This window comes from Negativicutes bacterium (assembly GCA_018052945.1).
Classification (GTDB): domain Bacteria; phylum Bacillota; class Negativicutes; order JAGPMH01; family JAGPMH01; genus JAGPMH01.
This window is the reverse complement of record JAGPMH010000005.1, coordinates 22,388-36,477: the sequence shown is the minus strand read 5'-3', so window position 1 is coordinate 36,477 and position 14,090 is coordinate 22,388. Positions and strand designations below refer to the sequence as shown.

Sequence of the window (14,090 nt, the reverse complement as noted above, 5' to 3'; positions counted from 1 at the left end):
TATAGGTTTAGATACTAAGCATCTAAACCTATTAAATTATTTATCAGCAAGTGCTGCAATACCAGGTAATACTTTACCTTCTAAGAATTCCAAGGAAGCTCCGCCACCTGTGGAAATATGAGAAATTTTATCAGAAAGACCAGTCTTTTTAAGGGCAGCAATAGAATCGCCACCACCAACAATACTAGTTGCGCTTGAATCGGCAACAGCTTTTGCAACAGCTTCAGTACCTTTAGCAAAAGCATCGATTTCAAATACGCCCATTGGTCCGTTCCACACTACAGTTTTCGCATCAACTAAAGATTTAGCATAAGTTTTTGCAGTTTCAGGTCCGATATCAAGTGCCATCCACTCATCTTTAATACCATCTAAGCCAACTACTGCTGTTTGTGCATCAGCAGCAAATTTATCAGCAATAACCATATCAGTTGGTAATAATAAATTAACCTTAGTCGCTTTTGCTTTTTCAATTAGCTCGCGTGCAAGTTCTAATTTATCAGCTTCCACTAAAGATTTTCCTGTATTGAAGCCTTGAGCAGCAACAAAAGTATTCGCCATGCCGCCACCAATGATCAAAGTGTCAACTTTTTCTAACAAGTTGGAGATTACACCAATTTTATCAGAAACTTTAGCTCCACCAATAATCGCAACGAATGGTCTAACAGGATTAGCAACCGCTTGTCCAACGAATTTAATTTCGTTTTCCATTAAGAAACCAGCAACAGCAGGAATGAATTTTGTAATTCCTTCTACTGAAGCATGGGCTCTATGCGAAACACCAAAAGCATCATTTACTACAATATCAGCTAATTTAGCTAATTGCTCAGCAAATTTAGGATCATTTTTTTCTTCTTCCTTATGATAACGAAGATTTTCTAATACTAAAATTTCGCCAGGCTTTAAGTCTGCAGCCATTTTTTCAGCTTCCGGACCAACACAATCAGATGCAAATTTAACTTCTTTGCCCATGATTTCGCCTAATTTTTTAGCAACCGGAGCAACTGAAAACTCAGGAACTCTTTCACCTTTTGGACGACCTAAATGACACGCAATAATAAGTGCCGCATTATTTTCCAATAAATAATTTAAAGTAGGTAATGTAGCAACAATTCTTTTATCATTAGTAATGTTTTGGTTTTCATCCATTGGTACATTATAATCTACACGGATAAAAACTTTTTTACCATTTACATCAATGTCTCTAATGCTTTTTTTGTTTAGCATTTCTCTTCCTCCTAAAAAAATGGTCCGGCCCAACACGGCCGGACCTTAATTATTTAATAATTATGCAAGTTCTGCAAAGTATTTGATTGTACGAACCATTTGGCTAGTGTAGCTGTTTTCATTGTCATACCATGAAACAACTTGAACTTGAGTGCAACCGTTATCCATTGGAGAAACCATTGTTTGAGTTGCATCAAATAATGAACCAAATTTAATACCGATGATATCGCTTGATACTAATTCTTCTTCAGTGTAACCGAAAGATTCGTTAGCAGCAGCTTTCATAGCAGCATTAACTTGATCTTTAGTAACAGTACCTTCTACAACAGCAACTAAGATAGTAGTTGAACCAGTTGGAGTTGGAACACGTTGTGCAGAACCAATTAATTTACCATTTAATTCAGGAATAACTAAACCGATAGCTTTTGCAGCACCAGTGGAGTTAGGAACGATATTAACTGCAGCCGCACGGGATCTTCTTAAGTCACCTTTTCTTTGAGGGCCATCAAGAACCATTTGGTCGCCAGTGTAAGCATGAATTGTTGACATGATACCACTTTTGATTTTAGCTAAGTCGTTAAGAGCTTGCGCCATTGGAGCTAAACAGTTAGTTGTGCAAGAAGCTGCGGAAATAACTGTATCGCTAGCTTTTAACACTTCATGGTTAACATTGAATACTACTGTTGGAAGGTCGTTACCAGCTGGAGCTGAGATAACAACTTTTTTAGCGCCTGCTTTAATGTGAGCTGCTGCTTTGTCTTTAGAAGCGAAGAAACCAGTACATTCAAGTACTACATCTACGTTTAATTCGCCCCAAGGTAATTCTTCAGGGTTTGGTTTTGCATAGATTTTAATTTCTTTGCCATCAACTGTGATTGAATCTTCACCAGCTACTACTGTATCACCTAATGCGTATCTGCCTTGAGCTGAATCGTATTTTAATAAGTGAGCTAGCATTGTAGGACTTGTTAAGTCATTGATTGCTACAATCTCATATCCTTCTGCTCCGAACATTTGTCTGAACGCAAGACGTCCAATACGTCCAAAACCATTGATCGCTACTTTTACTGCCATAATAAAAATTACCCCCTAAAAATTTTTCTGGATTTTTCCAGATTAATATAATTGACTGACTGACTTAGTGTCAATTAACATTTTTAGCTTAACACCAAATCATTCAGACGTAAACTAGTTTATTATTATTTTACTGATACCTTAATCAAATTCGACATTAAAATCTAAAATCCTGCCAATTTTTCAGCGTTTCATTATATATTTTTATGTTTTTATAAAAATTTACTCTCTTCTCGCAGCTCTAATCCCTTCAATTGTTAAAATTTGTGCGATAATTTGTTGGTTTTTAAATTCTTTAGAAGACTTTATTAAGAAGCTTGCCACAAATGGTGATTTACTTTCAATTTTTACATCTAAAATTGCCACATTGTGTTCGACCAGAGTTTTACAAATCTGCCCTAACAACTCCTCATTTTCATCACCTTCTACGATTAATAAAAAAGTACTGGAATCATATGTACGATATTCAATTTTAGTTAAAATCCCAAGCACTACTAAAATCATCACTGTTACGAAGATTGCCCCTTCATAAAAACCAGCTCCCACAGTTAAGCCTACGGCTGAAACTACCCATAAGCTAGCAGCAGTAGTCAAGCCCCGAACGTTCAGTCCGTCCTTCATAATACTGCCTGCACCCAAAAAACCAATACCACTAACCACTTGTGCCGCTAACCTCGCCGGATCAGCATTGGTATGACCTTCCACCATATAATAAATTTTATATGATAAAATCATAATTAAGCAAGAGCCCATACTAACCAGCATATGAGTTCTCAGTCCTGCCGCTTTATGCCGAGCTTGTCGTTCATAGCCGATGACTGCACCTAAAATTCCTGATAACACAATGCGCAGTGCCAAATCCCATTCTAAATTCATAAAAAAATTCCTTTGCTTTTAATAAAACTCATTAATCTTTAACAAAGAAAAATATTCAAGCTCATCTTATGTTAACTCTCCTAAATATAATAACAAAAAAGTAACATAAAAATCAATTATCTTATAATTAATTTCTTGCTTATTTAACTAGGTTATCTGTTTTTTTATGCAAAAATCTTTAACATCCGGTCTTTATTGAAAAAAATAATAACCTAGAGCAAACTTTCCTAAGTTATTATTTAAAGCTCATTTAATCGACTATTGCCAGCTGAGCTTGAATCATTAGTGCACATTCTAATCTTTTCTTTTGCAATTCACAACCTATTTCATATGGTTGATAGATATTGCTATTAAATAAATCAGCATTAGCGTGACAGCCTCCGCTACAGAAAAATCTTGCCCAACACTTGCTACATTCTTCTTTATTTAATACATGAGCGTTACGAAAATCTGCTGAAACTTCCTTTTTCTTCACACCGTCAAAAATATTACCCATTAGATAATTTTCTCGACCAACAAATTGATGACACGGATATAAATCACCATTTGGTGCTACTGCGAAATATTCATGTCCGGCGCCACAGCCACTAAGGCGTTTTGCAATACAAGGGCCGTTATGAATATCCATATTAAAATGGAAAAAAGCAAAGTCTTTATCAGTATTTTTGCGATTGATAAATTCAATCGCCAATTTTTCATACTCGGCAAAAAGTTGTGGTAAGTGTTCTTGCTCTAAGGCATAAGGAACATCTTTAGATACTACCGGCTCAACTGAAACATTAGCAAAGCCTTTATCTACCATATCAAGCACATCTGCCATGAAATCTAAATTATACGCTGTAAACGTTCCGCGCAAAACATAATTTTGCCCATTGTTAGCCACTACTGCTTGTTTAAAATTAGCTAATGATTTCTCATAGCTACCTTGTCCCGCCATATTCGGACGCATTTTATCATGGACTTCTTTCCGTCCATCTAAACTCAACACCAAACTGATGTCATTATCCTTTAAATAATTAATATTATCATCATTTAACAAAACACCATTCGTAGTCAACGTAAGTTTGAATTTTTTCCCACTTTCAATTTCACGCTTTCTAATATAAGAAACAACATGCTTTACCACCGGCATGTTCATCAGTGGCTCGCCACCAAAAAAATCCATCTCACAATTAGTTCGATTGCCACTATTGGCAATAATAAAGTCAACCGCCTTTTCACCAATGTCTGTAGTCATCATACTACGATCTAACCCAAAATCACCGGTGCTCGCAAAACAATATTGACAACGCAAATTACAATCATGAGCGACATGTAGACACAATGATTTTACCAGTGGCTCCTCACTAAAAGTTGGAGGAAGCGATAAGTCTTCGGCAAACAATTCTTTATTATCAATTAATTCATCCAGTTCAAGTAACGCTTCATTTAATTCACTCTCAGGATAAAAGGTGGATAAAGCATCAATAACCTCTGCCTTATTACTACCATTATAGATATCCATAATCTTATCAATCATCTCATCAATAATATGGACAACACCACTATTTATATCTAGCATTATATACATGCCATTTAGTTGAAACTTATGAATTTTCACTTCAAAACTCCTCTTTACAACATACTTCTCTAAGAAAACAGTAATCCTCTCACCATAGTGGCAAGAGGATCTCCTTGCGTGCCTTATTTTTGGCAAGCTTGATTGCCTACCGTGCATGAAGTTTTGCAAGCTGATTGGCAAGATGCTTGACATTCACCACAACCACCAGTATGAGCAGTAGCTTGTAGAGAAGCCTTGTTTACAGTTTTAATGCGTTTAGCCATTGTAATCCCTCCTCGCCATTTGGCTAATCAATATATGTTTAAGCTGGATAAATCCAGTTTAAATATCTTTTTTCAATAAGATAAGTCTACATTTATTTATAATTTTTTTCAAGTATTATTATGATTTCTTTGGTACTAAGGCCAACGCTACCGGTAGATTAGAAGCCCCCGGTGGCATAAAATAAAAGCTCAATGGTTCACCAACGACATACTCGCCCAACCATTCCATATCCAACATATCCTTATCACCAAAGCAAGTTTGCTTACTCGGAGTTAATTTAAGAATGTTTTTACTATAATTTTGCTCAATTTTTAATGCTCCGGCATAAACCCCGCCCCGTGGTTGCAAGTAATAATTAATAGAACCTTGTCCTTTAGTAGGAATATAAACACGATATAGCAAACCATAATTGCCGTAATTTTGTGTTTTGCTACCATCAGTAGCATCAATTCCTTCAATATATTTATCAAAATTGTTATCCGCCAAATTAATTAATACCGGTTTATTGTTATTATCATATTTACCCTTGCCTATTATTAGGCGATTCATATGCTCAAAAGTTCCTCTCAAGCGCCATTGATCTGCTGGTAATATTTTTAAATTTTTAGCCAAATTTTCAATTTCACCATTAGCCGCCATCATTACAAACTTTACTGTAATAGGTTTTTCAGCGTTAATATCAAACATTCCGTGTACTAACATATCTTTAGTGGCAATCATCTTCGCCATATCTTTAGACAAGACTCGTACTGATTTCGGTGGTACATAGACAATATAGGAATTACGACTTTTAAAATAATCTACTTGAACCTGTTTTCCTACTGCCAAATAATCGGCACTAGGTTGCGCTAAGCCATATTTCCCAACTTCAACACTAACCCCCTCAGCACTATTGTTTTCTAATAAAATAAAAATTCTTTTTGGGCTATTAGTGTTATTAACATGGTAACAATAAAGTCTAGCGATACCTTGAATAGTATCAGCATACATAATTCCATCTTTATCAACTAATTCCGGGCTATCGGAAAATAGCAATTTACCACCGTTATCAATGCTGGTAACTGCAAGCTGTCCAATATTATTAAGCTCGGTAGTAGTTGCTTTAGCCCAAGCTATACTACTATAACAAACTATTATTAACAAGGCATAAATAAGTACCTTAATTTTGGATAATTTCACAATATTCCTCCAGTTAATTAAATAATTCATTTAACCTGGCATAAGCATTAGCTCGCCAAAATCTCAATTTAAATTCAGTTAATCCAAACATCGGTTTAGGAATACTGATTCTTTTAAGTTCATATAAATCCGTTGTAAAAGTGTTAAGACCACTATCAGTAGTACACGCCCCTAAATAATTAGTTTGTTTTAAAATATCAAGACATTCCTGATCATAACTTCCATTAGGATAGGCCATGAAGAACACTGTTTTATCAGTTTTCCAATCTAAAAATAATTTTGATATTTCAATTTCGTGTTTCTTTTCTTCAAAGGACAACTTACTTAGTGGTAAATGATTGGCAGTATGCGAAGCTATTTCAAAATCATGTTTTTGTAAATTTCTAATATCTTCATAATTTAAATAACCTTTTTTCCCAATATCATTTCCGACTACAAAAACCGTCCCTTTAAAATCATATTTTTTCATAATCGGCAACGCTACAGTATAGTTATCAAGATACCCGTCATCAAAACTAATTACCAACGGTTTTTCCGGCAAATTTAATTTTCCTTTGCGTGCTTTAACATATTCTAACAACGATATCGTTGTATAGCCTTCTTCCTTTAAGTACTTCATTTGTTCTTCAAATTCAGTAGGCGTAATAGCATAAGAACTTTTGCCATCATTAACCATATGATATAACAGTATCGGCATGCCTTGCGCCGGTTTTGATACATAATTAAATAACCAACCTAAACCTAATAACAATACTAGTGCCAAACCAACTTTTATCTTATTATTCATTCTTACCTTTTTCATTAATTTCATCCTTTGTTAAACTAATTGCAATTTCTTCCAACTTACGCAAGCGGTGATTAATCCCCGATTTACTAATTTTATGTTCATTACACGCCACTAGCTCTTGCAAGGTTGCCTCTGGAAAAGAAAGTCTAAGTCTGGCTACTTCTTTTAATTTATCAGGCAAATTATCTAGCCCCATAATTTTATCAATTAACTTGATCTTTTCAACTTGGCGAAAAGAAGCATTCACTGTTTTTTGTAAGTTTGCCGTCTCACAATTGACGATTCGATTTATTTGATTACGCATTTCCTTTACTACTCTGACATTTTCAAAATCCAAAAGTGCACTATTAGCTCCGACATTACGTAAAAACGAAATTATCGCCTCACCATCTTTGAGGTAAATAATATAATCATTTTTTCGATCGGTTAATCGAACCGGCAAATTAAAGCTTTTCATAATATTAACGATAGTTTCGGCAAAAGAAAAACTTCCGGTCACTAATTCTAGATGATAATCAGATTCAGGCTTACTAACAGACCCGCCACCTAAAAAAGCACCTTTCAAATAAGATCTTTTACAACAATTCTTACGTAAAATCCCTTTATCTTTACCGGCATTAAAACTCTCACCTTGTAAAATCCCCAATAAGGTCAATAATTCGCTTACTCTTGGTTCCGGAACAACTCTAATTAAATAGCTGTTATTTTTTTTAAGTCTGCGAGCCCGACTAACCATTACTTCAGTTTTTAAATTAAAACTCTGCTTTATCAAAGTTAAAGTCTTGCGAGCAATTGCGGCATTTTCAGTCGTAAAATTAATACCAAAGCTCTTATTGGTACCAATCAACAGATTTCCACCCATACGTAACAGTGATGCCAACTCTGCAACATCACAGCAAGACTTTTTATTATTAGCACGAGCCAGTTCATTTTTTACTTCAGCAGAAAAAGATGACACCTTTATTCAGTCCTTTGTTCTTTAACATTATCATTAATCAAGTAATAATCTAATAATTTCATGCGCTCAGAGTTTGATTTTAAATCATATACCATTTTCATAATCGTTCGTGATAATTTAACCGGATCATGTCGCACTAAATTAGTTTCATTAATAATATTAGCTTTGACCAATTTGACCCCTAACTTGTCAATTTCACTTTCATCAATTTTTACAACTTTCGCACCTTGATCAGCGTACATTTCTTGCGCTGCTAATGATATTTCTTTAGAGTTAACTATAACATAATCAATAATCCCTGGGCCGACATGATCTAATAGTGCCTTAATATGCATTGAAGCGGTATAGTCATCGGTTTCTCCAGGTTGCGTCATAACATTGCAAATGTAAATTTTAATCGCTTTACTATTTTTGATTGTCTCTGCAATACCATTTACTAATAAATTAGGCAAAACGCTGGTATATAAACTGCCCGGACCTAAAATTATCGCATCAGATTCTTTTAGTGCATCTAACGAACTCTTCACCGGAGCAACGTCTGCCGGCTCTAAAAAAACCTTATTAATCTTTTGATTGGCTAAAGGTATCTGAGACTCGCCTTCTACAATAGTTCCATCAGCCATTTCAGCAAATAGCCTTACTGTTTCTGTACTAGAAGGTAGAACCTTTCCTTTTACTGCCAAAACCTTACTGGACTCTTTCAATGCCTTTTCAACATCACCTAGAACCTCAGCCATTGCCGCAATAAATAAGTTCCCAAAACTATGTCCGGCCAAATCGCCTTTTCCACCAAAGCGATGCTGAAATAATTTTTCCATCAACGGTTCAGTGTCCGCTAACGCAACCAAACAATTTCTTAAATCGCCCGGCGGAATTATTCCTAAGTCTTGTCTGATTCGTCCGGACGAACCCCCATCATCAGCAACCGTAACAACCGCCGTAACATTACTGGTAACGCACTTAAGCCCACGAAGTAACACTGACAAGCCTGTTCCACCGCCAATTACAGTAATAGCTGGTCCTTTATTTAATTTCCGTTTTTCAAACATTAAATCAACTAATTTTTCTGAGCTATCCGGAATAATAACACTAGTTACCGAACGAACAATCATTTGGGACGATAGGATCATCATTACTATTCCTACCCCTAATAAAGAAATTCCAACAACTACTGTAACTGTATAATAATACGTTCCAGTAGTCATATAAACCGCCCGAAAAATTGCTTCTTCAATATTGCCGACATATTTATAACTTAACGCAATTGCCAACCCGATACTCGCCATCATAACACCAACTGCAAATAATGCTAGCCAGCGTTTAAAGCGCATTCCGGGATACAGCCATTTTAAAAACTGCATATTTATCCCTCTATCTTGTATTCTTCAATATGTTCTTCAACTTTGTTTTTCATAAGATCACGATGTTCTAAATTAACTTTATAGCCTTTACTTTTTAGCAACTCATAAACCTTATTTGCTGTAAAAACCGAACGATGCATTCCGCCGGTACAACCAATAGCAATTACCAATTGGGGCTTCCCTTCAATCACATAATTAGGCACTAAAAATTCTAGCATATTAAATAATTTTTCTAAAAAAGTTTTGGTTACGGGCCATTTCGCTATATATTCTCCCACGATCGGCACTGCTCCACTTTTCCGTTTTAATTCTTCAACATAAAACGGATTAGGTAAAAACCGCACATCAAACACCATATCGGCATCAATTGGCATACCGTATTTAAACCCAAAGGAAACAATATTAATATTCATTCTTTCGGTTTCGGTTTCTTCAGAAAAAAGCTTTAAAATAGTTTCGTTTAATTTGCCTTTAGGCATACAAGAGGTATCAATAATATGGGTCGCTTTCGCTCGTACTTTTTTCAGTATTTCCCGTTCTTTAGCGATGCCCTCCGCAATTCGATTATGTTGTGCCATCGGATGCCGTCTTCTGGTTTCTTTATACCTTCTGATAATGGCTTCATCATTGGCTTCCATAAATAACATCTCATATCGTACACCGGTAACATCAAGTTCCTCTAAAATATGCACTAAGGCATTAAAGAACTCTCTACTTCTCGTATCTATTACTAACGCAACTTTATTGACTTTACCAGATGAATGCTTACAAAGTTCCGTAAATTTCGGAATAAACATTGGTGGTAAATTGTCAACACAAAAATAACCCAGATCCTCCATAATTCTGCTGACCTGTGTTTTTCCGCCACCAGACATTCCTGTGATAATAACCAAGCGCACTTCTTCCATTATATTCACCTCTATTTTACCTTAACACAAATTTTCTAATCTAATTTAATAATTATATGCTAAATTCACTAAAAAATCAAAATTACTCCTGCTAGCTTATCATTTATCGCTATGGTGATAATTAATAATTATCATCACCAACTTTTTCAAAAATTACTCCTCTTATTTATTAAAAAAACTGACTAAACAGACTGACTGCGTAGACTTAAAGGAAAATTTTTCATTACGTAGAAGGTAAAATTAACTTTTAAAAATTAGGGGGGCTTATTACGAAACAATATGGCTATACCTTGCCGGAAGTTCTAATAACCTTAGCAATTTTAGCAATAATCTGTAGCTTTGCCTTATTTTCCGGTCAACAATCAGTTAATAATAATTATTTAACAACTAGCACTGAACAATTAGCTGCCGATATCAGAAATTTACAATTCCAAGCACTTGAAAACAACACCACTCAAACCTGCCAGTTAAAGTTAGCCGAAACTTATTATCAACTACTAACCAATAACGTCGTCATAAAGACTCAGCCTTTACCTCAAACTTTAAAGCTAAGTAACAACAACGGCACTTTGCCGTTAACATTAAGCTTTGATGCTAAAAACTTAACCAACAATACCCCTTATATCATCACTATAACGGATAACACCAGTAATAAATCGCAACATATTATTTTAGCGAAAACAACCCATCGCATTAGAATATCAAATGAAAGCAATCCTACTTATAAATCCGAAGAAAATTAATGAGGTTCTTATGATTAAACTATCACCACATAACGGCTTTGTCTTAGTAGACTCACTCCTTGGATTATTGCTTACTACAATTTCACTGGCAATCTTGCTATTAATTTTCACCAGTAGCAAAACCTTCGGAGTAAACAATTCGCAAACTCAATTATATCAATTAGCAACTTCTTACGGTGAGGCTTTACAAACTATCAATATTAATAATTGGCATAACCTAGTTCTTGAGCAAGATGATTTTACCGAGCTGTATAACTCAACAGCACCAAATTCTTCAGATACCCTAATAAGGAGCACGCTCGAAAGCTATAATTTTAATCCTGACAAACTCCCTGTTAATACCAAGATCATCATAACTGCTAAGATTGCTAATATTAATAATGTTGCAGAACGCCTAATTCACGCTAAAATAACTGCTATTAATACTAAATCAAATGAAAATATTTATCTTGATAAATACTACCTCCGCGATCTTTCTGGCAAATCTTAAAATAGAGGTTTTATATGAAACAAACAAATCAACAAGGCTTTAGTTTAGCCGAATTACTGATTGGTCTAGCAGTATCAATCATCATTATTACCACCACTGCTGTAACTTTAGGAAATACCATTAATATCATTCAAACCGGAACAAACAATATCGATTTATTACAAGAATCACGCTGGGCACTGAGCTTAATGTCTGAAGATATCAAGTCAGGCTACAGTATTTCAACGCCTTCTAACAGCTTTGAAGGTCATAGCCTAACTTTTGTCAAACCCAATAATTTAACCCAAACTATCACTTATGCTATTGTAAATAATGAACTCACTCGCCAGGTCGGCAGTGGAAAAAAAGTTCCTATCACTAACGCTACAATCGCCAGCATTAATAATAACGACTTTGTCGTGAAAAATATTAATAATTCAGCTATTAAGCTAACTATGACCTTTACAACTGGTGCAGTTACTCAAACCATTACTGAAACTATTTTTCTAATGAACAATTCAGCTCGGTTAGGAGGAAATTAATAAATGCATTCTAAATCAAACCAGCATGGTTCTGTGACCGTACTTGCTATGGTCTCGTTGCTAATTATGACGTCCTTAGCCGGCGTTTATTTCAATAAAAATATCAGTGGCTTAAGTAAAACTTTTTCTTTTAATTACGGCCAACAAAATTCTGCTCAAGCTGTTGCTGAAGCCGGTATTCAATACGTCTGGGCTCACGCTTTAGAAAACACCCCCGACAATACCAGAGTGTGGAATACAGCCACTCTTAGTAGTAATCCTATTAAAATTGATAACACTAACGATAATTCTCCAACCTTTACTGTTAGCATTACTAAAATAACAACAAATCTTCCCGCTGGAGTAACAGCTAATGATTCGTATTATAAAGTTAGCTCCACCGGTATCGTCGGTAGTACCAGCAAAACTGTTGTGGCTTATTTATTAATACCATCCGCCACTCCACCAGTCTTAACTTCATATTTTAACAATGCCGCTTTTTCCGATAAACCTTGGTCTATCTCTGGTTCCGGCGAAAATGCTTCAGCCACTGCTCCCGATGGTAAAAATTATTATCAGGTTCTCTTCAACCAAAAAGTCTATTCTAATGATGAAAATCACTTAGACCCTACCGGCAACCTCGGCTTTACATTAAATTACAAAGTAAATTTAAAGTCAACAAGCTCTACTAATCCTAATGATTGTGGTTATGGTATATATTATCTCGCTAATGGCAATCCTAATAATCTGTCAGGATATGTATTGCAATACGATCCCGGTCTAACACCAGATCAGATTCTCGTAAAAAAAGTAGTTGCTGATTATAAAAGCACTACTACTCCTTGGTATAATGAAATAATTTCCAATAATTACGAGAAACTTTATTCCAACAATTATTACAATAACCAGTCTTGGCAAAAGAGCACTAAAGCTGCTACCTGGAGTAAAAATAGCGATAATTCTTATAATTTAAATACTAATCCACTTAATGGCCAGGACACCATGAGTATCCCGATGAGCACCGCCCTTAACCAATTAAATAAGGTTACCAATAAAAACAATACTATGCTTAACCAAAGTCATATTTTAACAATCGATGTTAGGCCTGATGCTTCTGGGAAAGTTATACACACTATTAGTCTTGATGGTCTACCAATTTTACGCTTCATTGATCGAGACACCAAGCCCGATAGAGTTTTTAGCTCCGGCTTAACGGGTCTAAGAGTCTGGAATGCTAACGCAGAATTTCAAAACTATGGCTCTGCCGGTATTCAGCCCATCATTATCAGAAGCTGGGAAATCGAGCGATAATAAAAATACTGTAACCAGCAAACTGGTTACAGTATTTTTTATTTTGCTTGCAATATGAATTTTTCAATAGCAGCGGCTACTCCGGACTCTTCGTTACTACAGGTAACTACGTCTGCTACAGCTTTTACTGTTTCAAAAGCATTGCCCATCGCTACTCCAAACCCGGCATATTTTATCATATCCAAATCATTATTGGAATCACCAATTGCCATAACTTCTTCTTGTCTTACATTTAGTTTTTTAGCTAAAAAATCCAAGGCAATGGCTTTATTAATATTAGGATCAACAATTTCCAAGTAATTTTCTTTGGATTGTGGCGCAAAAACACGACCTTTAAAAGTAGTTTGCACGGTTTTTGCCACTTCTTTCATCTGCTCTGGCTCCGCAATAGCGAGCATCTTTAAAATTCCTTCGCGAAAATCATAGATCTTATCACCGACAACCTCAGCCTTTATCCCAGCTAATTTTTCATAACCTTGTGCTTTTTCACAATGTTCTTTTACATACAAAATATCGTTAACATATAAATGAATATACCAATTTTTTTCACGAAATAATTCTAAAATTTCACCGACAACTTCTGGATCAATTGGTTGTTCAAATAAAACTTCACCAGTATTACAATATTTAACCAAGGCTCCATTATAAGTTATAATCGGTACATTAATCCCTAATTGCTTAGCAAATGGCAAGGCCGAACTAAACATTCTTCCGGTTGCAATAGTTACAATAACGCCTTGTTCAACGGCTTTAAAAATAGCTTCCTTATTTTGCTGTGATACCATAAATTGATCATTTAACAAAGTATCATCTAAATCTGTTGCCAATAATTTTATCGCCATAACTAAACCTCC

Annotated in this window: 15 protein-coding genes; 4 read left to right on the top strand and 11 right to left on the bottom strand. The window is 35.3% G+C overall.

Going from position 1 to position 14,090, the window contains the following annotated elements; translation table 11 throughout:
• Positions 1-36: 36 nt before the first annotated feature.
• From KBI38_01520 to rapZ, 10 genes are all read right to left on the bottom strand, one after another.
• Entirely contained in the window at positions 37-1,224 is a 1,188-nt protein-coding gene (locus KBI38_01520) for a phosphoglycerate kinase (protein MBP8628740.1), read from the bottom strand.
• Positions 1,225-1,284: 60 nt separating this feature from the next.
• Entirely contained in the window at positions 1,285-2,298 is a 1,014-nt protein-coding gene (gene gap / locus KBI38_01515) for a type I glyceraldehyde-3-phosphate dehydrogenase (GenBank protein ID MBP8628739.1), read from the bottom strand.
• 222 nt (positions 2,299-2,520) lie between these two features.
• Positions 2,521-3,174: an MgtC/SapB family protein gene (locus KBI38_01510; protein MBP8628738.1), complete on the bottom strand. Its 654-nt coding sequence runs from the start codon at positions 3,172-3,174 to the stop codon at positions 2,521-2,523.
• Between the two features lie 250 nt (positions 3,175-3,424).
• Positions 3,425-4,891, bottom strand: coding sequence for a thioether cross-link-forming SCIFF peptide maturase (scfB, locus tag KBI38_01505; GenBank protein MBP8628737.1), 1,467 nt, complete (start codon positions 4,889-4,891; stop codon positions 3,425-3,427).
• On the bottom strand, positions 4,858-4,998 hold the full coding sequence (scfA, locus tag KBI38_01500) for a six-cysteine ranthipeptide SCIFF (GenBank protein MBP8628736.1): 141 nt from the start codon (positions 4,996-4,998) through the stop codon (positions 4,858-4,860). The genes scfB and scfA overlap by 34 nt, the downstream gene beginning before the upstream one ends.
• A gap of 118 nt (positions 4,999-5,116) precedes the next feature.
• On the bottom strand, positions 5,117-6,178 hold the full coding sequence (locus KBI38_01495) for a copper amine oxidase (GenBank protein ID MBP8628735.1): 1,062 nt from the start codon (positions 6,176-6,178) through the stop codon (positions 5,117-5,119).
• A gap of 13 nt (positions 6,179-6,191) precedes the next feature.
• Entirely contained in the window at positions 6,192-6,980 is a 789-nt protein-coding gene (locus KBI38_01490) for a polysaccharide deacetylase family protein (protein MBP8628734.1), read from the bottom strand.
• Entirely contained in the window at positions 6,958-7,923 is a 966-nt protein-coding gene (gene whiA / locus KBI38_01485) for a DNA-binding protein WhiA (GenBank protein ID MBP8628733.1), read from the bottom strand. Before whiA ends, KBI38_01490 begins: the two co-directional genes overlap by 23 nt.
• Before the next feature lie 2 nt (positions 7,924-7,925).
• Complete coding sequence (locus tag KBI38_01480) at positions 7,926-9,284, bottom strand: YvcK family protein (protein MBP8628732.1); 1,359 nt, start codon at positions 9,282-9,284, stop codon at positions 7,926-7,928.
• 2 nt (positions 9,285-9,286) lie between these two features.
• Positions 9,287-10,192 carry an RNase adapter RapZ gene (gene rapZ, locus KBI38_01475; GenBank protein ID MBP8628731.1) on the bottom strand — a complete coding sequence of 302 codons (906 nt, stop codon included), beginning with the start codon at positions 10,190-10,192 and terminating at the stop codon, positions 9,287-9,289.
• Positions 10,193-10,482: 290 nt separating this feature from the next.
• Between rapZ and KBI38_01470 the strand changes: the two genes are divergently transcribed.
• Genes KBI38_01470 through KBI38_01455 form a run of 4 tightly spaced genes read left to right on the top strand, consistent with a single transcriptional unit; the run spans position 10,483 to position 13,236 of the window.
• Positions 10,483-10,935 carry a prepilin-type N-terminal cleavage/methylation domain-containing protein gene (locus KBI38_01470; GenBank protein ID MBP8628730.1) on the top strand — a complete coding sequence of 151 codons (453 nt, stop codon included), beginning with the start codon at positions 10,483-10,485 and terminating at the stop codon, positions 10,933-10,935.
• 10 nt (positions 10,936-10,945) lie between these two features.
• Entirely contained in the window at positions 10,946-11,425 is a 480-nt protein-coding gene (locus KBI38_01465) for a hypothetical protein (protein MBP8628729.1), read from the top strand.
• A 14-nt stretch (positions 11,426-11,439) separates the two neighbouring features.
• The gene (locus KBI38_01460; protein MBP8628728.1) at positions 11,440-11,946 is read left to right on the top strand and encodes a hypothetical protein; all 507 of its coding nucleotides are present in this window, start codon (positions 11,440-11,442) and stop codon (positions 11,944-11,946) included.
• A gap of 3 nt (positions 11,947-11,949) precedes the next feature.
• Complete coding sequence (locus KBI38_01455) at positions 11,950-13,236, top strand: hypothetical protein (protein MBP8628727.1); 1,287 nt, start codon at positions 11,950-11,952, stop codon at positions 13,234-13,236.
• A gap of 38 nt (positions 13,237-13,274) precedes the next feature.
• Here KBI38_01455 and KBI38_01450 read toward each other — a convergent pair whose 3' ends face one another.
• On the bottom strand, positions 13,275-14,078 hold the full coding sequence (locus tag KBI38_01450; GenBank protein MBP8628726.1) for an HAD family phosphatase: 804 nt from the start codon (positions 14,076-14,078) through the stop codon (positions 13,275-13,277).
• Between the last annotated feature and the right edge of the window lie 12 nt (positions 14,079-14,090).

Bases quoted from the DNA above. Each gene is read 5' to 3' on its own strand.
- KBI38_01520 (MBP8628740.1), bottom strand. From the start codon at position 1,224: ATGCTAAACAAAAAAAGCATTAGAGACATTGATGTAAATGGTAAAAAA.
- gap (MBP8628739.1), bottom strand. From the start codon at position 2,298: ATGGCAGTAAAAGTAGCGATCAATGGTTTTGGACGTATTGGACGTCTT.
- KBI38_01510 (MBP8628738.1), bottom strand. From the start codon at position 3,174: ATGAATTTAGAATGGGATTTGGCACTGCGCATTGTGTTATCAGGAATT.
- scfB (MBP8628737.1), bottom strand. From the start codon at position 4,891: ATGCACGGTAGGCAATCAAGCTTGCCAAAAATAAGGCACGCAAGGAGA.
- scfA (MBP8628736.1), bottom strand. From the start codon at position 4,998: ATGGCTAAACGCATTAAAACTGTAAACAAGGCTTCTCTACAAGCTACT.
- KBI38_01490 (MBP8628734.1), bottom strand. From the start codon at position 6,980: ATGAAAAAGGTAAGAATGAATAATAAGATAAAAGTTGGTTTGGCACTA.
- KBI38_01480 (MBP8628732.1), bottom strand. From the start codon at position 9,284: ATGCAGTTTTTAAAATGGCTGTATCCCGGAATGCGCTTTAAACGCTGG.
- rapZ (MBP8628731.1), bottom strand. From the start codon at position 10,192: ATGGAAGAAGTGCGCTTGGTTATTATCACAGGAATGTCTGGTGGCGGA.
- KBI38_01465 (MBP8628729.1), top strand. From the start codon at position 10,946: ATGATTAAACTATCACCACATAACGGCTTTGTCTTAGTAGACTCACTC.
- KBI38_01460 (MBP8628728.1), top strand. From the start codon at position 11,440: ATGAAACAAACAAATCAACAAGGCTTTAGTTTAGCCGAATTACTGATT.
- KBI38_01455 (MBP8628727.1), top strand. From the start codon at position 11,950: ATGCATTCTAAATCAAACCAGCATGGTTCTGTGACCGTACTTGCTATG.
- KBI38_01450 (MBP8628726.1), bottom strand. From the start codon at position 14,078: ATGGCGATAAAATTATTGGCAACAGATTTAGATGATACTTTGTTAAAT.